A 24,470-nucleotide genomic window follows, 5' to 3' on the forward strand; every position below is an offset into this window, starting at 1 on the left:
TACTCACCAGACTCCGATCGGCTGCGCCGGGCGCGGCGACCGGGCGGGCGTGCCGATTCCGGCCTGGTGCGGCGGCTGTACCGGCGGGCGGCTCGCCGGAGTGTCCGAGCAGTCGGCGGCGTCGAGCGCGAGCCGGTAGCCACGCTTGACCACGGTCTGGATCGCCTTCGGCGTGCCGAGACCGGCGCGCAGCCGGGCGATCGCGGTCTCCACCGCGTGGGTGTCGTCGCCACCGCCGGGCAGGGCCGAGAGCAGGTCCTCGCGGGACACGACCCGGCCGGGCTGACGGGCCAGCGACCGCATCAACGCCATCGGCGCGGGCGCCAGCTGACGCACCTCACCGTCGACGACGACGCAGCCACCACGCACGCTGATCAGGTGACCGGCCGCGTAGATCCGGCTCGCCCGGCGCGGCAGTTCCTCGGCGACGTGGCGAGCCAGCGCACCGAGCCGCGCGCGGCCCGGCATGGTGGTCGGCACACCGAGTTCCTCCAGCGGAGCGGCGGTGATCGGGCCGACGCAGGCCGCGAGAACCCGACCGCGCAGCGCGTGCAGCACGGACTCGAGCAGGCCGGTCTCCTTGGCCCGCATCAGCAGCGAGGCCACCGCGGGGGCACTGGTGAAGGTGACGCAGTCGAGGCTGCCGGAGATGATCGACTCGATCATGGCGTCCATCGGGCAGCGATCGGCCGGCGGCTCCCACCGGTACACCGGGACCGGGACCACGTCGGCGCCCGCGCAGCGCAGCACCTCACAGAAGTCGGGAACCGGCTCCCATTCGGTGGTCGCGCCGTGCAGCTGCACCGCGATGCGGACCCCTTCGACGCCCTCGGCGAGCAGGTGGTCGAGCACCTCGGCCGAGGACTCCGAGGCAGGCGACCATTCCTCGCGCAGTTCGGCGGCGCGGATGGCGCCCTTGGCCTTGGGACCGCGGGCCAGCATCCGGGTCGAGGCGAGCGTGTCACGCAGCGTCTCGGCCAGACCCCAGCCCTCGGCCGCTTCCATCCAGCCGCGGAAACCGATGCCGGTGGTGGCGACGGTGATCTGCGGCGGATCGGCGATCAGCAGCTCGGTGACGCGTTCGAGCTCGGTGTCGTCGGCCAGCGGGATGATGCGGATGGCGGGGGCGGACACCACGGTCGCGCCCTTGCGGGTGAGCAGAGTGCCGAATTCCTCGGCACGGCGCGCGGCGGTGACGCCGATGGTGAAGCCGGCCAGGCCGGGGCCACTGTCGGTGGGAGCAGTCATGTAATCAGCCGTCCGAGGATTCGAGGCCCGCGACCTGCACCGGCTCGTTGGATACCGCGACGACGCCACCGTCGAGTTGCACGGCATAGACCGGGAGAGACTTCGTCGGGTCGTCGAGACAACGACCGTCGATCAGCGAGAAAGCCTGCTTGAGCAGCGGCGACGCGACGACGGGAATGCCACCGCGATCACCGATGATGCCGCGCGACATCACCGCGGCCCGGCCGAACGGATCGATGTTGCCGACGGCGGCGAGCGTGCCGTCGGTGAGTAGGAACAGGGCGGCCTGCTTGCCGCCCCTGAGCAGGACAGCAACGCCGCGGCCCGGGATCAGGAAGTCGAGCCGGCACGCCTGGGTCCAGGTCGCCGTCTCCGTGGTGATGGTGGGTGTGTCGATAACGGTCATCGGTTCCTCCTCCGAACGCCTTATCTATTGGTACAGGCGCCCTGTTTCCGCAGGGTTAAGCGCTTATTTCCCGGCCGCTGCTGTGTCGGAGCCGACACCGGCGGGCATGCCGGGCAGGCCGAGAAGCACGGGCACCTTGCGTTCGCCGCTGTCGTCGAACGAGATGGTCGGGTCGGCTTCGTCAGGGGCGTTGACGAAGGAGACGAAGCGCGAGAGCTTGTTCTCGTCCTCGAGCACGGCGGCCCACTCGTCCTTGTAGCCGTCGACGTGCTTGGCCATCGCGGCCTCCAGGTCGTCGGCGATGCCGAGGCTGTCCTCGCACACGACGGCCTTGAGGTACTCGATACCGCCCTCGAGGGCCTCCTGCCAGGGCGCGGTGCGCTGCAGGCGGTCGGCGGTGCGGATGTAGAACATCAGGTAGCGGTCGATGTAGGAGATCAGCGTCTCGTCGTCGAGGTCGCCGGCCAGCAGCACCGCGTGCTTGGGGGTCAGACCGCCGTTGCCGCCGACGTAGAGGTTCCAGCCGTGCTCGGTGGCGATCACGCCGACGTCCTTGCCGCGGGCCTCGGCGCACTCACGCGCGCAGCCCGACACGGCCAGCTTCAGCTTGTGCGGCGAGCGCAGGCCGCGGTAGCGCTTCTCCAGCAGCACGGCCATGCCGACCGAGTCCTGCTGGCCGTAGCGGCACCAGGTGGAACCGACGCAGCTCTTGACGGTGCGCAGCGACTTGCCGTACGCGTGACCCGACTCCATGCCCGCGTCGACCAGGCGCTTCCAGATCAGCGGCAGCTGCTCCACGGTCGCGCCGAACAGGTCGATGCGCTGACCACCGGTGACCTTGACGTAGAGGTCGAACTCCTTGGCGACCTCACCGATGACGATCAGCTGCTCGGCGGTGACCTCACCACCGGGCATCCGCGGCACCACCGAGTAGGTGCCGTTCTTCTGCATGTTGGCCAGGAAGTGGTCGTTGGTGTCCTGCAGCGCCGCCTGCTCGCCGTCGAGGATGTGGTCGCTCGAGGTCGAGGCCAGGATCGAGGCCACGGTCGGCTTGCAGATGTCGCAGCCGGTGCCCTTGCCGTGCTTGGCGATCAGCTCGGAGAAGGTGCGGATGCCGGTGACCTGCACGACCTGGAACAGCTCGGCGCGCGACTGGGTGAAGTGCTCGCACAGCGCCTTGGACATCTCCACGCCGGACTGCTCGAGCAGCTTCTTGATCATCGGCACACAGCCACCGCAGGAGGTACCGGCGTTGGTGCAGCTCTTGATGCCCGGGATGTCGCAGGCGCCGTCGGCGATGGCGCCGCAGATCGCGCCCTTGCTGACGTTGTTGCACGAGCAGATCTGGGCGTCGTCGGGCAGCGCGTCGGCGCCCAGTTCGGCACCGGCGGGCGAGATGAGCGCGGCGGCGTCGGCGGGCAGCGGGCGGCCGACCAGCGGGCGCAGGGCCGCGTACTGGCTGGCGTCACCGACGAGGATGCCGCCGAGCAGGGTCTGCGCGTCGTCGGAGACGACCAGCTTGGCGTAGGTGCCCTTGGCCGCGTCGTGCAGCACGACCTCGAGGGCGCCCTCGGTGGTGCCGTGCGCGTCACCGAAGGAGGCGACGTCGACACCCATCAGCTTCAGCTTGGTCGACATGTCGGCCCCGGGGAACTCGCCCGCGCCGCCGAGCAGGCGGTCGGCGACGATCTCGGCGGTGGTGTAACCGGGGGCGACCAGGCCGTAGCAGACACCCTCGATCGCGGCGCACTCACCGATCGCGTAGACGCTCGGGTCCGAGGTCTGCAGGGTGACGTCGGTCAGGATGCCGCCGCGGGCGCCGATCTCGAGGCCCGCGGCCTTGGCCAGGGCGTCGTGCGGGCGGATACCGGCCGAGAACACCACCAGCGAGGCGTGGATCTCGGACTCGTCCGACAGGTGCAGGGTGACGTTGTCCGCCCCCTCCTCCTCGATCGAGACGATCTTGGCGGTGCCCACCCCGGTGTGCACGTTGAGGCCGATGTCGGAGACCAGCTTCTCCAGGATGGCGCCACCACCGGCGTCGACCTGGGCGGGCATCAGGCGGTCGTTGTACTCGATGACGTGCGGGGTCATGCCCATCAGCCGCAGCGCGTTGGCGGCTTCCAGGCCGAGCAGACCGCCACCGACGACGACGCCGTGCGCGCCGGGACCGGCGGCTTCGGCGGCGGCGCGGATGCCGTCGAGGTCGTCGATGGTGCGGTAGACGAAGCACTCGGGCAGATCGTGGCCGGGCACCGGCGGGACGAACGGGTAGGAGCCGGTGGCCATGACCAGCGCGTCGTAGGCGATGACGTCGCCGGTGGAGCTGGTGACGGTCTTGGCCGCGATGTCGATGGACTCGCCGCGCTGGCCCAGCCGCAGGTCGACCAGGTCGTCGCCGTCGTAGGTATTACCGGGCAGCGCCAGCTCCTCGGCCTTCCAGCTGCCGACGTAGTAGGACAGACCGACACGGTCGTAGGCGGGCAGCTTCTCCTCGGAGAGGATGACGATCTGCCATTCACCGGCCTCGTCGCGAGAACGCAGGGCCTCGACGAAGCGGTGACCGACCATGCCGTGGCCGACCACGACCACTGTCTTGCGAATGCTGTTCATGAGAGTGACCTCCTTGGTAGTGGTCGGTAGTCAGCGAGCCGACGAATTGGCCGACGAAGCGTTGTTTTCGGCCTCGAGGACCAGAGACTCGGCCTCGACCACGACATCGGAGTCGGCAGGCACGGTGGACAGGCGGGGACGGCGCAGGAACACCGTCCAGGTGACGGCCGCGCACACCACGTAGAAGGCGAGGAACACCCAGAACGCGGTGGTAGCCGAGGCGGTGGAGGCGTAGGACGAGCGCAGCACCATGTTGATGCCGACACCGCCCAGCGCGCCGATCGCGCCGACGAAGCCGATCAGGGCGCCGGCGGTGTTCTGCGACCAGGCGGCCTGCTCGACGCGCGAGACCGGCAGGCTCTTGGACTTGGCCTCGAACACCGACGGGATGATCTTGGTGACGGCGCCGTTGCCGAAACCGGAGAGCACGAACAGCGCGATGAAGCCGATGACCAGGAAGGTCATGGTGGCGCCGGAGGCGACGCCGTTGTTGCGATCGGCCATGCTCGAGGCCGCGATCACGATCAGGGCGGCGGCCATCATGGCGCCGAAGGTGCCGAGCGCGACCTTGCTGCCACCGAGCCGGTCGGCCATCTTGCCGCCGTAGGGGCGCGACAGCGAGCCGAGCAGCGGGCCGATGAAGGCGATCGAGGCGGCGTGCACGGCGGCCTGGGCGGCGGTGTCGCCACCGGCCTTGAAGCTGATCTGCAGGATCTGGCCGAAGGCGAAGCTGTAGCCGATGAACGAACCGAAGGTGCCGATGTAGAGGAAGGCGATCGCCCAGGACTGCGGTACCCGCAGGGCCTTGCCCATGTAGGACAGGTCGGCCTTCTGATTGGTCAGGTTGTCCATGTACAGCGCGGCACCGACCGCGGTGATACCGACCAGGACCAGGTAGATCGCGCAGATCAGGTAGGCGTAGTCGCCACCGAGGGTGACCAGCACCAGCAGCCCGAGCAGCTGGATGACCGGGACGCCGATATTGCCGCCACCGGCGTTCATACCCAGCGCCCAGCCCTTGAGTCGCTGCGGGTAGAACGCGTTGATGTTGGTCATCGAGGAGGCGAAGTTGCCACCGCCGACGCCGGCGAACGCGGCCACGATCAGGAAGGTCGTGTAGGAGGTGCCCGGCTGGTTGACGAAGTACAGCGTCAGCACCAGCGGGATGAGCAGCAGGAACGCGCTGAAGATCGTCCAGTTGCGGCCGCCGAAACGGGCGGTGGCCACGGTGTAGGGCACGCGCATGATCGCGCCCACCAGGGTCGGTACCGCGACCAGGAAGAACTTGCCCGCGGCGTCGATGTGGAACTGATCGGTGGGCATGAACAGCACCATCACCGACCAGATCGACCACACCGAGAACCCGATGTGCTCGGCGATGACCGACCAGACCAGGTTGCGCTTGGCAATGTCCTTGCCGCCGGCCTCCCAGGCCGCGACATCTTCGGCATCCCAGTGCTCGATGTCGTGGTTACGCTTCAGCGTGCTCAAGTTGGGCCTCCCAAAAAGTGCGATGGCCCAACGGTAGGAAATGGGTATTGCCGGAATGCTGCGGGAAATGTCGCGCGAATCAACGGTTTCTCACCTACCGCGCTTCCGGCAGGTGAGATCGGCCCTTTTGTTTCCGGCGTGTGACACACCGATTTCCGCAGGTAAGGAAGCGGCCAGAAATCGCGAGTTGCACCCGTGAGGGTGTGAGCTGCGCCTCCTCTCGGCGATTTTAAGCCAGATTCACGCGCACCGCACTTCGGCGGGCGGCCGCCTGTGAGGAATCAGGTGCGCGAGCCCGTGCCCGGCGGGTTACCAGGTGTCCTCGAGCAGGCGCGGCTTGCACGCCTGCCAGGCGCCGGCCAGCAGCACGCCGAGCGCGACGAGCAACATGGCGAACGGAGCAGCCCAGCCGCCGGTCCAGGTGTGCAGCATGCCGAACAGCAACGGACCGACACAGGCCACGGCGTACCCGACGCCCTGGGTGAACCCGGACAGCGCCGCCGAGCCGTGCGGGGTGCGGGTGCGCAGGTTGATCAGCGTCAGCGCCATCGGGAAGGTGCTCGGGCCCAGACCCAGCAGCACCACCCATAGCACCGGGGCGCCCATGGGCGCGATCAGCAGACCGGCGAAGGCGATGACGAACAGCACCATGCAGGCCACGACCACCGGGAACGGATTGCGCATCCGCGAGACCACGGTGGGCGCGCCGAGCGCGGGGATCAGGCCCATCAGCGCGAACAGGCCGACCATGCTGCCGCCGAAGCCGGCGCTCGCGCCCGCGTCGGACAGGATCTTGGGCAGCCAGGCGAACATGGCGTAGGTGGTCAGCGAGGTCATGCCGAACATCGCGGCCATCCCCCAGGCCACCGGCGAACGCCAGACTTTGCCTGCGGCCGTTGATGATTCGGCGGGCAGCGCGGTGACGTCGACCCGGTCGCGACCCTTGCGATCACGCAGGACGAACAGCCACGGCACCGCGGCGGCGAAGCCGACCAGCGCCCACACACCCATCGAGATCCGCCACCCGTGGTCTTCCGCCAGCGGCACCGCGACGAACGCGGGGACGACGGTGCTCAACTGCACCATCACGATGTACAAGGAGCTGATCGCGGCCAGCTGATCGGCGAAATACCGCTTCACCAGCGGCGGGATCACCACATTGCCGATACCCATCCCGAGCAGCACCACACCGGAGAAGGCCAGCAGCTCGCCCGTGCCCGCGGAGAACACGCGCGTGAGCGACCCCGTCCCGGCCAGCAGCATCGCGATGAGCACCGTGCGCTCCAGCCCGAACCGGCGTACCAGCAGCGGCGTCACCAGCCCGGCGATGGCGAACATCCCGGTCGGCAGCATGCCGAACACGCCGACGATCGCGGTCCCGTACCCGATATCGGCGCCGATCTCCTCCGCCAGCGGGCTGAACGCGGTGACCGCGGCGCGCAACGTCAGCGCGGACATGACAATGGCCGCCAGCACGAGCAGGCGGCCTTCGATCAATGCGCGGGTACGACTGCGCGTACCGGAATCGGGCAGAGTTCGGGAATCGGGGAGGGTCGCGGTCACCGATGAATCATAGGATGACCCGATGACTAACGCCAAGCGACTGTGAGCGATCTCCAACGCGAGAGAACATGGGTAACTCACCGGGGACGGGCTCACCCGCCCCTGCACCCAAGGCTTGCCGCGGCCCCAGATCTGCACGCACCTGAGTCTGGCCAATATTCGCGGGCAGGCGGGTGAGTACCCTGGCTGACGTGCAACCCGTCCGGCGAACCAGCCTCATCGCTCAGGTCACCGAACAGCTTCGGGCCGAGATCCGTTCCGGCCGTTGGCCCGTGGGCCAGCGGATCCCCACGGAACCGGAACTCACCGAGCTCACCGGGACCGGGCGCAACACCGTCCGCGAAGGCGTCCAAGCCCTCGTGCACGCGGGCATGCTCGAACGCAGACAGGGCTCGGGCACCTATGTGATCGCCACCTCCGAGGTCGGCGGCACCCTGGGCAAGTTCTTCGCCGACGCCGAGGAGCGCGACATCCTCGAACTCCGGCAGGCGCTCGACACCACCGCCGCGGGCCTGGCCGCCCGCCGCCGCGACGACGCCGACATCGCCACGCTGCGCAGGCTGCTCGCCGAGCGCAGCAACCGCAACTGGACCGAACCCGACCCGGTCGCCATCGCCGCCGACGTGGAACTGCACCGTGCGATCGTCGTCGCCAGCCACAACGCGGTATACCTGGAGTTCTACGATTCGCTGCTGCCGGTCATCGAACAGGTGATCCACGCGCGAACCGCCCGCTCCGACGACGCCTACGACACCGAGCACGCCGAACTCGTGCAGGCCGTGATCGACGGCGACGCCGACAAGGCGATGCAGGCGACCCGCTGTTTCCTCGGCTCGCTCATCGCCGAGTACCCGGATCGCTGAGAAAGCGAACCGGCAGCTCTTTCTACATCCAGGTTTCCAGCCGGTCACCGGTGCGCGTTTTCGACAGTGAGCGTGAGTTGCCGGGAACGTCACCTGAGGCCATTGTCACGCAACAACCGGCTTCTACCTTTATCTCGACCCCGCAAGAAGAGCATCGAACGCCACGAAATCCGATGCGCTTCTATCGAGCCCGATCGAGAGGAAGCCGATGACCGCAATCGCCGCCACCGGCCAGGAGACGGAATCCCCGTCCTTCGAATATCAGCAGAAGGGCCGCTGGCTGACCCAGTGGGAGCCCGACAACCCGAAGTTCTGGGAATCGGGCGGTGAGAAGACCGCCAAGAAGAACCTGTGGTTCTCCGTATTCGCCGAGAACCTCGGCTTCAGCGTCTGGGTCCTGTGGGGCTCCATCGTCACCGCCATGGGCGCCGATGCCGGCTTCACCTTCCTCGAGGGCCTCGGGAAGGGTAACCCGACCGCGGTGGCCAACGCGCTGCTGCTGACCTCGGTCCCCACGCTGGTCGGCGCGACCCTCCGTATCCCGTATACCTTCGCGGTTCCCCGCTTCGGCGGCCGCGCCTTCACCGTGTTCAGCGCACTGATGCTGCTGGCCCCGACACTGGGCCTGGCCTTCTTCGTGAACCAGCCTGGAACGCCCATGTGGGTCTTCGTCCTGCTGGCCGCCATGGCGGGCGTCGGCGGCGGCAACTTCTCGTCCTCGATGGCGAACATCTCGTTCTTCTTCCCCGAAGGCAAGAAGGGCGCCGCGCTGGGCATCAACGCCGCGGGCGGCAACCTGGGCGTCGCCCAGACGCAGCTCGCCGCGCCGCTGCTGATCACGCTCGGTACGCATCTGCTGGCCAAGGACGCCGCGGGCTACCGCTTCGGCATCACGCTCGCGGTACTGGTGTGGGTGCCGTTCATCCTCGTCGCCGCGTTCGGCGCGCTGCGGTACATGGACTCGATCGTCTCCGCCAAGGCCGACGGGAAGTCCTACAAGCTCGCGCTGACCAACCCGCATACCTGGATCATGTCGTTTCTCTACATCGGCACCTTCGGTTCGTTCATCGGGTTCTCGTTCGCCTTCCCCACGCTGATCAAGGCCAACTTCCCGCACCTGACCCAGATCAGCTGGATCACCATGGTCGGCAACCTGGCCTTCCTCGGCGCGTTCGTCGGATCGTTCAGCCGGCCGGTGGGCGGCTGGATCGCCGACAAGGTCGGTGGCGCTCGCATCACCGTCTTCGTCTTCACCGGCATGTCGGTCGCGGTCTGCCTGATCATGGCCGCGCTGTCGATGAAGAGCTTCCCGCTGTACCTCATCGCCTTCCTGCTGCTGTTCGTGCTGACCGGCATCGGTAACGGCTCCACCTACCGGATGATTCCCTCGATCTTCGGCGCCACGGCCAAGAAGTACGCCTCGGAGCACGGCCTCGACATCCTCGAGACGCAGGCGACGGCTCGCCGCCAGGCCGGCGCGGCGATCGGCGTGATCGGTGCGGTCGGAGCGTTCGGTGGATTCGTCCTGCAGCAGGCGCTGCGTCTGTCCAACATCAACTTCGGATCGATGGCCCCCGCTTTCTGGGGATACGCGGTCGCATTCGTCGTGATGGCCGCCGTCACCTGGTGGTGCTACCTGCGCTCCTCGTTCGCGGTCGAGAAGGTTCCCTCCCTGGCCTACGCCAACGTGTAGTCGTTCCCTTCGACTCACCCCGACCCGAAAGCCACGTTCGGCTCCCCTCACCGAACGTGGCTTTCGGCTGTGTGCCAACACTTTTCGGCCCTGGTTGTGGCCGCGATCACCGATCTGCGCTTACCCTGGAGTCCAGACTTGCACCGGGGCGGCGAGAGGTGAGCGGTCTTGAACATCTCGAACGAGCAGGTAGAGCTACGATTCCGATCCGCCACCGTCGACGATCTGGCCGCCATCGCCGAGCTCGAATCGCATGAATTCATGCCCCTGGCCTACCCCTATTTCGCCATTCGGCAATTGTTCGATATCCACGGATCACATTGGCTGGTCGCCGATCTGGCGGGCTCGATCTGCGGGTACGCCATGGTGGCGGTCGGCCGCAGCACCGCCTGGCTGATCGGCCTGGCCGTCTCGGCGCGCTATCAGGGTCGGGGGCTCGGTCGCTCGCTGCTCGAACTCGCTGTCGCGCAGTGCCGTTCATCGCACGTCGACGCCGTCTTCATCACGGTGCGTCCGTCGAACGTGCCCGCGGCCACGCTGTACAAGAATTCCGGCTTCGTCTGGGCCGGCTACGAGGACCAGTACTTCGGGGTGGGGGAACCGCGAGATCTGCTGGTGCATCGGATCGTTCCCGAGTGGCCGAGCGCCGATCCCACCGATCGCCGGTGGTACAAGGACCGTGGGCCGGTAGACGAGGGATGACCGACTACGCCGAACACGATCGGCTCGGCGATTTCGTCGCCTCCAAGACGACCCTGATCCGCAGGCACGCGGGCGCTTTCGCCGATGTGGTCGCCGATTTCCTGCGCATGCCGGGACCGGCGGGCGAATACGGTCTGCTCGACGAACTCAATCACCGGGTCGAGCAGTTCCTCGCCGACTACGTTCCACCCTCGACCCGGCGGGTCGGCGACAGCCTGGTCTTCGCCCACCTCTACCGCGACGCCGACCCGGACGTGCTCGACAACGCCGGGCGCGAGCTGTCCTGCGAGACCGTGCTCACCGCGCTGTTCGCCGCCGAGGTCGAATTCCGCGGCCCGCTGCGGCTGAGCCGCACCCAGTCCATCCTGCTCGCCGAGGTGTACGAGGAACTCGGCGAACAGCTCTCGGCGCACACGCTGCCCGCGCACGCCGCGCTCGCCTACCGGCAGGCCTACCGCTTGCACACCACCACCGAGAACCCGCGCGGCCAGGACCGGTGTGGCCTGAACATGGCGCGCGCCAAGACCAGAGCGCGTAGCCCGCACTGGCGGCGGTTACCCGGGATGACCTCGGATCTGCTGTGCGGCTACGGCTATCGGCCGTTCCTGCTGCTGGCCTGGATCGCGGTGGAGATCGCGGTGTTCGTCGGGGTCTTCTACCTGTCGAGCACCGGGATCGGTGTCGACACCGCCGTGCGGGTGGGGCTGCTGAACTTCCTGAATCCGGTGGGCACCGACGATCTGCCCGAGCTGGGCTCGTTCGCGCAGGCCACCCTGATCGTGGAGTCGTACGCGGGCATCGTGTCGACCTCGGTGTTCTTCGCACTGCTGGTGCGGCAGCTGTTCCGGCTGTGATCACCAGCGCGACTGGCTGCGGGTCAGCGCGCCCAGCGTCGCCACCGCGACCCGGTCGCGCAGCTGCCCGATCCGGGAATTCCACTGCACGGTGAAACCGGGATCGGCCTCCAGGCCCGTCCACAGGCCACGCAACGGGGCCGGGGTGAAGGCACCCGGCAACCACAGGTGCACGAGGTGTTCCAGCAGCGGAGTGAGTACCTGGGCGGGCGAACTGCGCGACAGCTCGGCCATCTCGGCCTCGTCGATGACCTCGGTGAGCACCGTCAACAGCCAGTCGTGCATGGCCAGGTCCTCGCAGAAGCCCTGCACCGCCGCCAGTTCCGCCTCGTCGCCGACCACGACCGAGGCCAGCCGCGTCTCCTCGTCGAGCAGGACGAACGACATGCTCGGCGGCTGCCCGCGGTCCACTCGCGCGGCCCAGCGCAGCCGCGACGCGCTGGTCTGGATCGGGGGCTTCTGATTCAGCATCGGATCGGTGCGCACCCGCATGTGCAGCCGGGCCGCGATCGCGCCCGGGTCCAGCGTGGCCGTCGCCGCGTCCGCGGGGCCGAGGAAGCCGTCGACCAGCTGAGCGCTGATGTCCGGCGGTATCCGGGTGAGGATCTCGACGATGCCGATCCGGCCGAGGTAGTGTCCCCAGCTGCGCCGATGCGTACCCTCCCCGGCGGTCACGGTGGCCGTCGCCGAGCTCTGCAGGATCCGCCCGCCCAGGACGACCGCGTGGGCCGCGACGGTCCCGACTCCCCGCACCCGGCCGCGGGTCGGGGTGGCGAGCCTGCAATCGACGCCTTCGGAGATCACCGGGGACCGCGCCCAGCTGACGGGCCGTTCCCGCGATTGCACGCGCCTGCCCCGCACCAGGGTCAGCAATTCCGCCGCCGACCCACGGCTCAGTGCCGCCGACTCCGGGAGCAGGCCGGTGCGCACTTCGCCCAGTAGCGCCAGCGGTCCACCGCTGAGTTGCATTGCTGCAGAATAGCCCGTATGCGCTGGTGACGGCATCGGATCAGAGGCTGCTGAGGAAGAAATGCGAGAGCCGGTCGGTGACGTCGTCGGTCATCGCGATCCCCTGTTCGCTCGCGCGCCGGGTGATCAGCCCGACGACGGCGGGATCGGGCTGCACATGGTCGAGAATCATCCGCACCGCGTGCTCGATGCCCACGTACCGCTGTGGCAGCAGCGACAGCGAGCGGAACGCGGCGAACGGCGCCGCCCGCTCCTGTAGCCGGATCACGCTCGGGAAATCCGCCCAGCGCGCGGGCCATTCGTGCTCCGGCTGCCAGTACTCGGCGTCCACGATGGCCTTGCCCTCGTAGCGGAGCATGCCCAGGCGCAGCAACTGCCAGACCGAGGCCAGGAACGGGCACGACCAGAGCACGTCCTGGCCCGCGCCCCGGTCCCGCCACATCTCGACGTCGAGGAAGATGTTGTGGTTGCGCGCGGCGAACTCCACCGGCGGCCGGTAGTTGACCTCCATGGCCTGGCCCGGCTCGTGATCGCTGGACCGCTCGCCGTTGCACAGCCAGCCGGATTCCGCCGTCGGCGGCCTGCGCCCGGTGCTGCCCGGCGCGGGTTCGGCCACGATCGAGTCGGCGACCATCTGCGCCAGCGGAATCCGCGGTTCGTCGTGCTGACGGCGCAGATACCGGCTGCACCCGGCCTCGCTGGCGAGGTAGTCGATGCGGACGCCGCATTCCTGCGCGATGCGCAGCAGTTTCGGCACGATCCGGCGCGGATCGGCGTCGGTCTGGAAGTAGTCGTCGAGCAGGAAGCAGGTACTCACCCGCACCCGCGAAGCGCCACCGGCGGCCTCGGCGAAGTCCTGCCGGGCGATCTCGGTGAACGCCTCGAGTAGCGGTGCCACCCGCCGGAATTGGGCGGCGATCGTCGCTTCGCCGTTGAGCAGGTCCGACATGTAGAAGTGCCCGACCTCGATGGACACGTGCGACAGCGGTACATCCTCGACACGCACTGACGCCGTCGACTCGGCGTAGACGGCGCCACCCACAACCAAGCCCCTCGTCAACCCGTCCGGATAGAATCGTGGCGATTCTAGACACCCGATCGGACTTTACACCCGTACCCACGTCGCGCGATCCCACAGCCGCCGCGCCAGTTCCTCGAACGCGTCGACGGTGGCGCGATTGGCGATACCCGCGTTCACATCCGCGTCGAGCACGATCTGCTCCCGCCACTGCAGCACGGGTTCGACCGGGGTCTCCCCCAGCAGCGCGCCGGCACCGAGCCGGTACTCGGCCGCGAGCGAGCGCAGCGCGTCGTTCTGCTTGAGCAGCCACGCGGCCTGCGGTCCACCGCTGGCCGCGTGCTCATCGGTGACGCGCGGAACGGCGGTGCGGACGAAGCGGATCCGGGCCAGCAGGTCGTCGGGGGCGTAGCCGAGTTCGACGCCGGTCTTCAGCAGGCCCTTGGGCCCGTGCACCAGCCCCTGGGCGGCCATCAGGTGCTGGCGGGTCCAGCGGTGGTAGACCAGCCAGCACACCTCCTTGTCCGGCATGTCCTGGGGGCGGGTCGCTTCCAGCGCGATCTGCATGGCCACCGACCGGCCCGCGCTCAGGTCGACGATCACCACCTTGTAGGTGCTGTCCAGGTCGAGCAGCAGCTCGCGGCAGCGGCGCACCACGTGCGCGTCGTTGGCCGACATGGCTTCGCCGCCGCCCTCGTCACCGGGCAGTAGGACCAGCTTGCCGCCGCGAGATCGCTGACTGCGCAAGGCATCCCGATTGGTGTTGGCCCGCACGTCGATGCGCTGCGGCAGGCTGTTGTGCCCACGCAGGTAGGAGTGCAGGCCGCTGCCCGACGCGGTGCCCCGCTCCACCGCGCTGATCTCGAACAGCGCGCCCGCGGTGGGTGAGCCGAAGTCGAAGTCGAGATAGGCCGTGCTGATCCCGCGCAATCCCAGCCGGTAGGCCAGGTTGCAGCTGGTCACCGACCGTCCGGTGCCGCCCTTGTCCGAGGTGGCGAAAACGATCATGGGGTCACGTGCTCCTCATCGCGTCGAGACGAGCGTAGGCGAGCCGGTCGAGTTCGATCAGGGCCGCCGAGGCGAGCGTGAACGCCGTTCCCGGTTGCAGATTCACCACGTCTCTGGCCCTGGCCAGTTGCTGCTCGACGCCGTCGAGCGCGATGCGGTTGGCCGAGGTGTCCTCGACGCTGACATTGAGCATCTCCTGGTTGAGCAGATGCTCGGCCTCGTTGAGCAGTTCGACGGCGCGCACCACCATCGCCGGCGAGCGCAACGGCGCTTCCCGGTAGGTGCGGTCGGCGGTGACCAGGCATTCGATCACGCGCTCGGTCATATACCAGGACGGAAGCGTCTGGCCCGGTTGGGCCGCGGCGCCGAAGGCCGCGCCGGGGTCGTCCCACAGGCCCGCGGCGTCACCGTCGGTGATCATCCGCAGGTCCAGGTGGTCCATCACCTTCTTGGCGAGTTCCATCAGCCGGTCGCGGGCGGTGATGTTGCCCGACAGCCGGGCCGCCTGCAGACTGCGCTTGAGCAGCACCGGCGCGAAGTCCGAGGCGATCCACTCCAGCCGGGAGCCGCCGCCGTCGACGAGTTCGCTGCCGCGCAGCGTCATCCGCACGCCGGGGTGGTGCAGGGACAGCGACGGGTCGTCCTGGGTGGGCCTGCGGATGATGCGGCCCCGGCGGGCCAGCTCGTCGAAGATGCCGATCGCGCGGGTCAGGTCGTCGTCGGAGGCGGTGCGGGCCACCAGTTCCTGGATCAGCACCGCGGACACGATGAGGGAGAAGTAGTCCGACTCCTCGCCGTCGGAGGTCCGCCACGGGATGTCCTCCAGTGGCCAGGTGCCGCTGCCGAAGCGGGCGACCGTCGCCCAGTAGCGCTGGGTGATGTCCCAGCGGATGCGCAACGCCTCGGCCAGGCGGTACTGGGTGTCGTCGAGCAGGTCGAGCTCTCTGGTGCGCTGGGAGAGCACGTCGTTGATGCCGTCGAGCGCTGTGATGGTGAAGTAGAGGTAGGGCCTCGGGTCGGCGTAGCCGATGCTGGAACCGATCGCGTCCGGGACGAAGTCGACCGGGTCGGCGCCCTGCACCACACCCCAGCTCCAGCCGCACTCGAACAGCAGATCCTCGTCGTCGAGTTCGGATTCCGGCGCCCGGCCCAGCGTGACGTCGTTGCGCAGCCGGGCGCGCACGCGATCGAGGCTGCGGGCGACGGCGTCGACGACCACCTTCTCCGGCTGACCCGACTGGTTGAGCATGCCGAGCATCGCCTTGCCCGACGGCGACCGCGGCGAGGCCGTGTTGACCACGAAACTGCGCACCAGGCCCGTCATCGCGGCGGTCAGCCGGGTGCTCAATCCGGCACTGAGCTCGGCGATCCTGGCGCTGATGTCCTTGCGCCGCTCGGTGCGCGCCCAGCGATCGAAGACGCGCGCGAAGCCGAGCGCCGCGATACACAGCGTCACCGACATGGAGTAGCCGTCGACCACCTCGAGCGCGTGCTGGGCGGGTGTGGGCTCGGTGTCGCCGGTGGCGCGCAGGTAGCTGCCCGCGTCGAACCGGGGCAGGCCGTCGGGAGCGGTGTTGCGCGCCAGGTACTCCTCGACCAGGCCGAGCACCGTGATCCCGATCCTGGCCTGCCCACCGAACACCTCGAGGACGACCCTGACGTCGTCGGACATCGCCTCGGGACGGTCCAGCGCGAAGCTCTCGATCTCGGTGGCCGGATACAGCAGGCACAGCAGCTGTTCGGAATCGCTGATCGAATTCGCGCCGAGGACGCCGTCCCAATGCCATTTCTCGTCCCGGTAGCAGGCCGAGAGCATGGCGCTCCAAATATCCAGAATCTGTTGTCTGGGCTGGATTCTCACCCGCAGCAATCCTCACCGCTCGTGACGGGCCGCACGGGTCCCCAGGTCCGGCGCAGGACACATGGCGGCGATGCCCGATGAAGATAGCACGGGATATCCCAGGAAACGTTGGGTCTCAACGGATTTGAAACCACATCAGACCCATCGGTCACTATCGGCGCAATTCGCCCTTACAGTGCCAAACGGACCATGTCCGCCGTGCGGGCCAGACCGGGAAAGGCCTCCGGCGTGGAACGCGGGTGCAGGGCGTGCACGGCGAGCCGGAAGATCAAGGCGCGCAACAACATCTGCGGCCATTCCGGCAGACTGGACCAGCGGTCGAGCAGTCCGTCGTCGCCACCGCCCCAGGCCAGCGCGTCGACGACGACCACGCCGGCGGCCCAGGCGGCCGGGCGCCAGTACGGGGTGATGTCGGTGAGGCCGGGCGTGTGCGCGCCGGCGAACAGGACAGTGCCGAAGAGGTCGCCGTGCACCAGCTGATCGGGACCGCGGACCGGCTTGCGCAGGGTGGCGAGCTGGCCGATCAATTCCAGGCTGCGCTGCCCGTCAGGGGTCGCGGCGATCGGGACGCCGCCCGCGCGCAAGCTGCGCAAGGGCACCGATTCCCAGGCGGCCCGGTCGGCGGCGACGAACACGTCGACGTCCACCCAGGGCGCGACGGGGGGCTGCACCAGGAAACGGGGGCGTTCCAATTGCGCTGTCGCCTTGTGCAACCGCAGCGACACCGACACCACCTCGTCGTACCGCGGCTCCGGCGCGCCGTCGACGAACGTGTCGGCACGCCAGCCCGACACCACATACCGGCCGTCGGTGGCGCGCACCGGGCGCGCCACCCGCAGACCGTCGACCGCGAGCGTCTCGCGCACCTTCGCCGACCACGCGGCCCGCGCGTGATCGGCCACCGGACTCAGCACCACGTCACCCAGCCGCCAGCCGCCATCCCAGTCGCCGAGGGAGACCGGTGTCACTTCGCGAAGCCCGAATGTGGCCCGCACATGCTCGGGAGGTTCGACTGAGGTCACGGCCGTACCGTAACCCCGCGGCAACCGCCCGAGCCCGAAGGCACGCTGGCACACTCCACTTTGCGACCTCGCCGCAATCTTCGGCGAGGTCGGCAACAGCGCAGCTACTCGATCAGTAGACCGGCAGCGAGGGATCGACCTGCTTGGCCCAGGCGACGACGCCGCCCTGCAGGTGCGTGGCGTCGGCGAAACCGGCCCGCTTGAGCGCGGCCAGTGCCTCGGCCGAACGGATTCCGGTCTTGCAGTGCAACACGATCGGCTTGTTCTGCGGCAGCTCCGCGAGCACCTCGCCGGACAGGATGCGGTCCTTGGGGATCAGCGTCGCGCCGTCGATATGGACGATGTCCCACTCGACCGGTTCACGGACGTCGATCAGCTCGATCTTGTCGGCGTCGAGCAGATCCTTCAGCTCAGCGGCGGTGATCGTGGAGCCGACCGCGGCGGCCACGCCATCCTCCGAGACCACCCCGCAGAACGCCTCGTAGTCGATCAGCTCGGTGATCGGCGCACGCTCCGGATCGCGGCGCAGCTTGATGGTGCGGTAGTTCATGTCCAGTGCGTCGTAGACCATGAGGCGGCCCAGCAGCGTCTCACCGATGCCGGTGATCAGCTTGATCGCCTCGGTCACCATGACCGAACCGATCGACGCGCACAGCACGCCGAGCACGCCGCCCTCGGCGCAGGAGGGGACCATGCCCGGCGGCGGGGCCTCCGGGTACAGATCGCGATAGTTGATGCCGCGGCCGTCGGGGGCGTCCTCCCAGAACACCGAGACCTGACCCTCGAAGCGGTAGATCGAGCCCCACACGTAGGGCTTGCCCGCGAGGACAGCGGCGTCGTTGACCAGATAGCGGGTGGCGAAGTTGTCGGTGCCGTCGACGATCAGGTCGTACCCGGCGAACAGTTCGACCGCGTTGTCGGGCTCCAGGCGGATCTTGTGCAGCCGCACGTCGATCCCGGAGTTGATCTCCAGGATGGAATCGCGGGCGCTGTCGGCCTTCGACCGGCCGATATCGGACTCGCCGTGGATGACCTGGCGCTGCAGGTTCGACATGTCGACCTCGTCGAACTCGACGATGCCGAGGGTGCCGACACCGGCCGCGGCCAGGTACAGCAGGGCGGGCGAACCCAGGCCACCCGCGCCGATCACGAGCACCTTGGCGTTCTTCAGGCGCTTCTGACCGTCGACGCCCAGATCGGGAATGATCAGGTGCCTGCTGTAGCGAGCGACCTCGTCCTTGGTCAGTTCCGCGGCCGGCTCGACGAGCGGCGGCAGAGACCCGGTGAATGACACGTCAGAGCTCCTGTGCTTGTTGGCGGCTGGCGCCGCGGGTTTTCGGCCTCGTGACCTCGCTGCCGAGGGGCGAGGCTCCGGCTTCGCCGTTACGCCGCGCCCCTCGGCAGCGAGGCGGCCGAAAACCGTACGGGTTGGCAATGGTGACAACGTCGCCTGCCGCGGGGTTCTTCCCGTCCATGGTCGCGCATCACCGCGACCGTCACCCCCTCGGGTACGGCCAGGGGTTGAAGCGGCAGGTCTTGCCGTCGGCGGGGACCACGCCGTGCGGGTCGAGCAGGGCGATGTCGTTGTTCTTGGTGCCGAAGGTCTGCTGCATCATGATCGGCGCGAGGCCGCCGTCGGTCTCGCAGGGCTGGTGCCCGTGGTAGCCGATGGCGTGGCCGACCTCGTGGTTGACCAGGTACTGCCGGTAGGAGCCGATGTCGCCGTCGAAGGCGAGCGCGCCGCGCACCCAGCGCACCTCCGAGAGCACCACGCGGTCGAGGTCGGCGTTGTAGCAGGAGGAGTCGATCGGGATCTCGAATCCGCACGCGGCGCGGGTGCTCTCGCGGGAGGTCAGCGAGAGCCGGAAGTCGGGTTCGCCGGCGTCCACCCGCTGGAAACCGAAGCGCGGGTCGTGGGTCCAGCTCTTCGGGTTCGCCAGGGTGGTCTCGACCATCTTGGCCACCGCGGCGTCGCCACCGAACGGCGCGGTGTCGATGCCGTCCTCGACCTCGACGGTGTAGCGGAACACGCGCTCGGTGCCTGCGCCGACCTGCGCGCCGGTACCGGGCACCACGTGCCACGTGCCTGCCGCGCGGTCGGCGTACTCGCCGCCCTCGGGCAGCGCGCCCAGCGGCAGATCGGCCGGGAACTTCCCGTCGCCGGGCGGGGCGCCGATGATGCCGGACTGGGCGGCCTTCGGGCTGAGCGCGCCGAAGCCGGGTTCGACCGGGGCGGACATCGGGCCCGCGCGCATCGCGTCGACGACGACGAAAACGGTGACGACCAGCAACACCGGCAGCGCGTAGGCGCGCCAGCCGTAGCGGCGCACGAATCGGCCGATCGCGCTCTGCTTCTTCGCCTCCCGCTGCGGGCTGCGCGGTCGGCCGTTGTCGGCGTCGGCGGGGTTCCAGCGGGCGCGCAGCGGCTGCCGCGACTTGTCGGCGGGCTGATACAGCCCGAGCGGGTCGTAGACCTGCAGTTCTCGCCCTTCTGGCGCCGACGTCACAGAACCGGACTCGGTGGGTTGCGTGGGGCGAGCGACATCGCGCCCGCCGCCGGATGGTCGTTCCGGTCGGTCGGTCACCCCACCAGATTCTCACAGTACGCAACCGCTACCTCGCGGCGGCCGCAGGAGATCACGCGGTTACGGCCCGGCGAACCCTGGGGACTGGTACTACATTTCCAGGGCGAAACTTGATGGGAACACCGTGCGGGTATCGTTCGTGGGACACCGGACCGCACCCCCCTGGGCCGGGGTAAACGACAAAGAGAGCCGAGATGACAGACCTCGTGGACCGCATGACCTCGCGCCGATCGGTGCCGGAAACGGTCCCGGCAAAGCGCGGCACCCGGCTGCCCCGTGACGAGCGACGCCAGCAACTGCTGCTCGCGGCCAGCGAAGTGTTCGTCCAGCGTGGCTACCACGCCGCGGGCATGGACGAGATCTCGCAGGTAGCAGGCGTCAGCAAGCCGGTGCTCTACCAGCACTTCGCGAGCAAGCTGGAGCTGTATCTGGCGGTGCTGCAGAACTATGTCGACATCCTGGTGTCGAGCGTGCGCCAGGCGCTGCGCTCCACCACCGACAACAAGCAGCGCGTGCGGGCCGCGGTCGCCGCGTACTTCGATTTCGTCGACAACGAGATGCAGGGCTTCCGCCTCGTCTTCGAATCCGATCTGACCAGCGAGCCGCAGGTGCAGCGCCGGGTCGAGCAGGCCACCGAGGCGTGCGTGGACGCGGTCTTCGACCTCGTCGCCCACGACTCCGGCCTGGATCCGTACCGGGCCCGCATCCTGGCCGTCGGCCTGGTCGGCGCCAGCCAGTTCACCGCCCGCTACTGGCTCGAGGCCGACCGCCCGATTCCCAAGGACGAAGCGGTCGACACCACCGTCGCGCTGGCCTGGGGCGGCCTCAAGCACGTGCCCCTGCACCCGATCGGCTGAGCGCTACGCGTCTCGCCGCGAACACGAAACACCCCGCCATCGTCGGATGGCGGGGTGTTTCTGTGTCAGTACCTCAGACCGTGGCGAAGCCTACGCGGCCGGTCGCGGGCGAGCCGATCTCCACGTAGGCGACCTTCGCCGACTGGATCAGGAACTTGCGGCCCTTCTCGTCGGTCAGCGACACCACACCGCTCGCGCCGCTCAGCGCCTCGGAGACCAGCGCCTCGATCTCTTCAGGGCTCTGCGCGCTGTTGATGACGAGCTCGCGCGGGCTATCCGAAATACCGATCTTGACCTCCACGGCCAAACCTCCGAACGTAAGAGTCCTGTGTTGTCGACTCCAGGCTAATGCAGTCGGCCGATGGCGGTGTCACGCCCGCCTGCGCTCTGAGCGAACGGGGTCAGGCGGGCTCGACCAGTTCGATCTCGAGTTCGATCTTCACGGTGTCGGAGAGCATGCCCGGCATGGGGACGCCGACGCCGAAGTCGGTGCGCTTGATCGCGCCGGTGGCGGAGAAGCCGGCGTGGCGGGTGCCGTCGGGGAAGTCCGCGACGCCGCCCCATTCGACGTCGAGGGTGACCGGCTGGGTGACGGTGCCGAGGGTGGCCTCGCCTGCGACGGTGAAGGACTCGGCGACCCGCACCGGTCCGGTGGCGCGGAAGGTGAGGGTCGGGCGGTTGGCGACGTCGAGGAAGTCGGCGGCGCGGATGTGGGCGTCGCGGTCGGCGTTGCCGGTGTCGAAGGAATCGAGGGCGATGGTGGCGCCGATGGTGGCCGCGCCCGCCTCGTCGACCACGAACTCGGTCTCGAAACTGGTGAAGCCGCCGCGCACCTTGGCGATCCCGAGGTGGCGCACGGTGAACGAGACCGAGGAGTGGTGGGTGTCCAACGCCCACGATCCGGTCTTCAGCTGCTGGGTCTGTGTCGAGGAAGTCATGCTTCCACCCTGACCGGACCACGGTCCGCTAACCAGACCGCGCTTATCCTGGACCCCGCAGGGCGTGGCTGCGAGAGCGGGGACCGGGCACCATCGAGACATGGCAGGCGAAGACATGACAGACCGGCAGGGCGCCCGGTCGGCGTTCGCGGAGCTTCTCGTCGCGCGCCGCGCCGAGCTGCGACCCGAGGACGTCGGCCTGCCCGGCGGCGGCAGACGGCGCACCCCCGGCCTGCGCCGCGAGGAGGTGGCGGTGCTGGCCGGCGTCAGCGCCGACTATCTGGCCCGGCTCGAGCAGGGGCGCGACAGCAATCCGTCGATGGCCGTCGTCGACGCGCTGGCCACCGCGCTGCGCTTCAACGACACCGAGCGCGCGCACTTCGGCTGGCTGGCCCTGACCAGCAGCGCCGAAGCCCGCTGCCCGAGCACGGCATTCGATCCGGAGCTCGACCAGGTGCCCGCCGCGCTGCGCGGGGTCATCGACGCGATGACCCCGACGCCCGCGTTCGTGCTCGGTCCGCGCGCCAATGTGCTGGCCTGGAACAGCGCGTGGGCGGACCTGGTCGGCCCGATCGGGCTGCTCGACGATCCCGACCAGGTGAATCTGGCCGTCTGGGCTTTCCGGCACGCGCAGGCCCGCGTCACGGTGACCGACTGGGCCCAGCTCGCCGATCACCTGGCCGACCAGCTCGCCCGGACCCGGCTGCGCCGCCCCGAGGACGAACGGATCGCCGGGATCATCACCCACCTGTGCGCCGAGCCGGAATTCGCCCGCCGCTGGCGGCCACACCGCCTGGCCGAGGACGTCCCCACCCTGCTCGGCTTCGAACACCCGGTCCGCGGCACCCTCACCTTCACGGTGCAGACCCTCGCCGCCGACCGCGATCAACAGGTCGTCATCTGGCTACCGCGCGAGGCCGCGGCCCGCGCACCGGAACTGCGCCTCGTCCCGGGGCACGCGGTCGGCGAGTAACTCCTACAAGCCGAGTTCGGCCATGCGGGCGGCGTGGCGCTCCTGCATGCGGTCGAACAGGGTGGCGATGCCGTTGAGGTCGCCGGTCGCGGCCAGCACCAATTCGGCCAGCTCGTCGCGCTGGGCAATCACGTACTGCGCCTGGGTGATCGCCTCGCCGAGCAGCCTGCGGCCCCACAGCGTGAGGCGGTCGCGCTCGGAGCGGCTGGCCGCCACCGCGCTGCGCACCTCGTCGACAACGAACTGGGAGTGCCCGGTCTCGGCGAGCACCTCGCGCACCACGTCGGCGACCTCGCCGGGGAGCACGCCGACGATCTCGGTGTAGAAGTCGGCGGCCAGGCCGTCACCGACGTAGAACTTCACCATCGACTCGAGCCAGGTCGAGGGGTCGGTGGAGGCGTGGTAGGAGTCCAGCGCGCCCTGGTACTGCTCCATCGACGCCTCGGGATCGGCGCCCCGTGCGGCCAGGGCCGCCTCGAGGGTCTCGAAGTGGGCCAGCTCGGCGGCGGCCATCTTGGCGACGGCTACCCGGCCGCGCAGCGACGGCGCCAGCTTGGCCTCTTCGGCCAGCCGGTAGAACGCGGAGATCTCGCCGTAGGCGACGACCGCGAACAGCTCGGTCACCCCCGGGTGATCCGCGGCGAGCGGTTCGGTCGAGACAACATCCGGCGCGGCAGAGGTCTGTGCTCCCATGACTGTCAACCTTAGTCCCGACCGATGATCAATCGCGCTCCGCCAGGAACTTGTCGAGGTAGGTCCAGGTGGTGTGGCGGGCGTCCGGCCCGGCGAGGATGCCGAGATGGCTGCCCGGCGCGATCTCGTAGGTGACCGACGGTGCTCCGGTGAGGGTGCGCAGACCCGCCTCGACGGCGGCCTTGGGGGTGATCACGTCGGCGGTGCCGCCGACCAGTAGCACCGGCACGCGCACGTTCGCGAGTTCGATGGTGCGGTCGCGCAATTGGAGCTTGCCCTGGCCGATGTCGTTGGCCAGGATGAACCGGCCCCAGATCTGGCCGTAGAAGCGGCCCGGGTAGCCGGGCATGGCGGCCTGGAACCGGTCGATGGATTCCATCTTGGCCAGCGTCTCGGTGCGGGCGATGTTGCTCGCGAGGAACATCGGCCGCGCCAGCTCCCGCTCGAAGGCGGCGAGCCGGTAGCCGATCTTGACCAGCGGCGCGGGAATGCCGCCCGCCGCGCGCACCAGCGCGGTGGTGGCCTGGCCGCCGGTGAGGCTCGCGACCGCGCGCAGCTGCGGCATGCCGAGCATCTTGTTGTAGTCCAGCGGCGAGCCGACGCCGGTCACCGAGCGGATCGGCAGTTCCGGGTTCGCGGCCGCGGTCAGCAGGGCGAAGACACCACCGATCGACCAGCCGACCAGGTCGACGGGGGCGCCGCCGCGATCGGCGCTGGTGCGCAGGATCGCCTCGGGCAGGATGTCGGTGACCCAGTCCTCGAAGCCCATCCGGCGATCGGCGAAGGAGATGTCGCCGTAGTCGACGAGGTAGGTGGACCGGCCGGTCGAGACCAGGTGCCGCGCCAGGCTCTGGTCCGGGCGCAGGTCGAAGCAGGTCGCGGGCGCGGCCAGCGGCGGCACCAGCAGCACCGCGGAATCCGTTGTGGCCGAAGACGATTCGGAATCGTAGCGGCGCAGCAGACGGTGCGGCTCGTCCCACAGCACGGTCGAGGGGGCCGGGTCCGGCGCTTCGATGCCCGCGCCGAAGCTCAGCGACCACGCGTTGCGCGCGGCGGTGGTGACGGTCTCGGTGATGCTCACGACAAGAATGTCTCACACCCGGTACCGGCGGT

At 68.9% G+C, this 24,470-nt stretch carries 22 protein-coding genes; 6 read left to right on the plus strand and 16 right to left on the minus strand.

The window, feature by feature from the left end; translation table 11 throughout:
* Nucleotides 1–3: 3 nt before the first annotated feature.
* From NV348_RS07665 to NV348_RS07685, 5 genes are all read right to left on the minus strand, one after another.
* Nucleotides 4–1,248, minus strand: coding sequence for a uroporphyrinogen-III synthase (locus NV348_RS07665; protein WP_447146389.1), 1,245 nt, complete (start codon nucleotides 1,246–1,248; stop codon nucleotides 4–6).
* 4 nt (nucleotides 1,249–1,252) lie between these two features.
* Entirely contained in the window at nucleotides 1,253–1,654 is a 402-nt protein-coding gene (nirD, locus tag NV348_RS07670; RefSeq protein ID WP_447146390.1) for a nitrite reductase small subunit NirD, read from the minus strand.
* Nucleotides 1,655–1,717: 63 nt separating this feature from the next.
* Nucleotides 1,718–4,267 carry a nitrite reductase large subunit NirB gene (nirB, locus tag NV348_RS07675; RefSeq protein ID WP_447146391.1) on the minus strand — a complete coding sequence of 850 codons (2,550 nt, stop codon included), beginning with the start codon at nucleotides 4,265–4,267 and terminating at the stop codon, nucleotides 1,718–1,720.
* Nucleotides 4,268–4,297: 30 nt separating this feature from the next.
* Entirely contained in the window at nucleotides 4,298–5,758 is a 1,461-nt protein-coding gene (locus NV348_RS07680) for a nitrate/nitrite transporter (protein ID WP_447146392.1), read from the minus strand.
* A 309-nt stretch (nucleotides 5,759–6,067) separates the two neighbouring features.
* Nucleotides 6,068–7,321 carry a CynX/NimT family MFS transporter gene (locus tag NV348_RS07685; RefSeq protein ID WP_447146393.1) on the minus strand — a complete coding sequence of 418 codons (1,254 nt, stop codon included), beginning with the start codon at nucleotides 7,319–7,321 and terminating at the stop codon, nucleotides 6,068–6,070.
* Between the two features lie 191 nt (nucleotides 7,322–7,512).
* Between NV348_RS07685 and NV348_RS07690 the strand changes: the two genes are divergently transcribed.
* From NV348_RS07690 to NV348_RS07705, 4 genes are all read left to right on the plus strand, one after another.
* Nucleotides 7,513–8,184, plus strand: a complete 672-nt coding sequence (locus tag NV348_RS07690; protein ID WP_189026746.1) for a FadR/GntR family transcriptional regulator — start codon at nucleotides 7,513–7,515, stop codon at nucleotides 8,182–8,184.
* A gap of 208 nt (nucleotides 8,185–8,392) precedes the next feature.
* Nucleotides 8,393–9,877, plus strand: a complete 1,485-nt coding sequence (locus tag NV348_RS07695; RefSeq protein WP_447146394.1) for an MFS transporter — start codon at nucleotides 8,393–8,395, stop codon at nucleotides 9,875–9,877.
* A gap of 168 nt (nucleotides 9,878–10,045) precedes the next feature.
* A complete protein-coding gene (locus tag NV348_RS07700; RefSeq protein WP_447146395.1) occupies nucleotides 10,046–10,579 on the plus strand; it encodes a GNAT family N-acetyltransferase in 534 nt (177 codons plus the stop codon).
* On the plus strand, nucleotides 10,576–11,433 hold the full coding sequence (locus NV348_RS07705) for a hypothetical protein (protein WP_447146396.1): 858 nt from the start codon (nucleotides 10,576–10,578) through the stop codon (nucleotides 11,431–11,433). The genes NV348_RS07700 and NV348_RS07705 overlap by 4 nt, the downstream gene beginning before the upstream one ends.
* Here NV348_RS07705 and NV348_RS07710 read toward each other — a convergent pair whose 3' ends face one another.
* From NV348_RS07710 to NV348_RS07740, 7 genes are all read right to left on the minus strand, one after another.
* Nucleotides 11,434–12,402, minus strand: coding sequence for an SCO2521 family protein (locus tag NV348_RS07710; RefSeq protein ID WP_447146397.1), 969 nt, complete (start codon nucleotides 12,400–12,402; stop codon nucleotides 11,434–11,436).
* 40 nt (nucleotides 12,403–12,442) lie between these two features.
* On the minus strand, nucleotides 12,443–13,444 hold the full coding sequence (locus NV348_RS07715) for an SCO2522 family protein (RefSeq protein ID WP_447146398.1): 1,002 nt from the start codon (nucleotides 13,442–13,444) through the stop codon (nucleotides 12,443–12,445).
* Nucleotides 13,445–13,507: 63 nt separating this feature from the next.
* Entirely contained in the window at nucleotides 13,508–14,428 is a 921-nt protein-coding gene (locus NV348_RS07720; RefSeq protein WP_355276050.1) for an SCO2523 family variant P-loop protein, read from the minus strand.
* A 4-nt stretch (nucleotides 14,429–14,432) separates the two neighbouring features.
* Complete coding sequence (locus tag NV348_RS07725; RefSeq protein ID WP_447146399.1) at nucleotides 14,433–16,289, minus strand: SCO2524 family protein; 1,857 nt, start codon at nucleotides 16,287–16,289, stop codon at nucleotides 14,433–14,435.
* 170 nt (nucleotides 16,290–16,459) lie between these two features.
* Nucleotides 16,460–17,311, minus strand: coding sequence for a TIGR02569 family protein (locus NV348_RS07730; protein ID WP_447146400.1), 852 nt, complete (start codon nucleotides 17,309–17,311; stop codon nucleotides 16,460–16,462).
* Nucleotides 17,312–17,423: 112 nt separating this feature from the next.
* A complete protein-coding gene (moeZ, locus tag NV348_RS07735) occupies nucleotides 17,424–18,605 on the minus strand; it encodes an adenylyltransferase/sulfurtransferase MoeZ (protein WP_447146401.1) in 1,182 nt (393 codons plus the stop codon).
* A gap of 202 nt (nucleotides 18,606–18,807) precedes the next feature.
* The gene (locus NV348_RS07740; RefSeq protein ID WP_447150968.1) at nucleotides 18,808–19,791 is read right to left on the minus strand and encodes a DUF3152 domain-containing protein; all 984 of its coding nucleotides are present in this window, start codon (nucleotides 19,789–19,791) and stop codon (nucleotides 18,808–18,810) included.
* A gap of 299 nt (nucleotides 19,792–20,090) precedes the next feature.
* On the opposite strand from NV348_RS07740, the gene fasR reads away from it, so the two are divergent.
* On the plus strand, nucleotides 20,091–20,753 hold the full coding sequence (fasR, locus tag NV348_RS07745; RefSeq protein WP_019048689.1) for an HTH-type transcriptional activator FasR: 663 nt from the start codon (nucleotides 20,091–20,093) through the stop codon (nucleotides 20,751–20,753).
* Between the two features lie 73 nt (nucleotides 20,754–20,826).
* Here fasR and NV348_RS07750 read toward each other — a convergent pair whose 3' ends face one another.
* Nucleotides 20,827–21,054: a DUF3107 domain-containing protein gene (locus tag NV348_RS07750; protein WP_447146402.1), complete on the minus strand. Its 228-nt coding sequence runs from the start codon at nucleotides 21,052–21,054 to the stop codon at nucleotides 20,827–20,829.
* A 100-nt stretch (nucleotides 21,055–21,154) separates the two neighbouring features.
* The gene (locus tag NV348_RS07755) at nucleotides 21,155–21,691 is read right to left on the minus strand and encodes a YceI family protein (protein WP_447146403.1); all 537 of its coding nucleotides are present in this window, start codon (nucleotides 21,689–21,691) and stop codon (nucleotides 21,155–21,157) included.
* 100 nt (nucleotides 21,692–21,791) lie between these two features.
* On the opposite strand from NV348_RS07755, the gene NV348_RS07760 reads away from it, so the two are divergent.
* Nucleotides 21,792–22,664, plus strand: coding sequence for a helix-turn-helix transcriptional regulator (locus NV348_RS07760; protein ID WP_447146404.1), 873 nt, complete (start codon nucleotides 21,792–21,794; stop codon nucleotides 22,662–22,664).
* A gap of 3 nt (nucleotides 22,665–22,667) precedes the next feature.
* On the opposite strand, the gene NV348_RS07765 is transcribed toward NV348_RS07760, so the two are convergent.
* Complete coding sequence (locus NV348_RS07765) at nucleotides 22,668–23,357, minus strand: ferritin-like fold-containing protein (protein WP_447146405.1); 690 nt, start codon at nucleotides 23,355–23,357, stop codon at nucleotides 22,668–22,670.
* A 28-nt stretch (nucleotides 23,358–23,385) separates the two neighbouring features.
* Entirely contained in the window at nucleotides 23,386–24,438 is a 1,053-nt protein-coding gene (locus tag NV348_RS07770) for an alpha/beta fold hydrolase (RefSeq protein WP_447146406.1), read from the minus strand.
* Nucleotides 24,439–24,470 lie beyond the last annotated feature (32 nt).

This window comes from Nocardia fodinahabitans, from assembly GCF_052983615.1.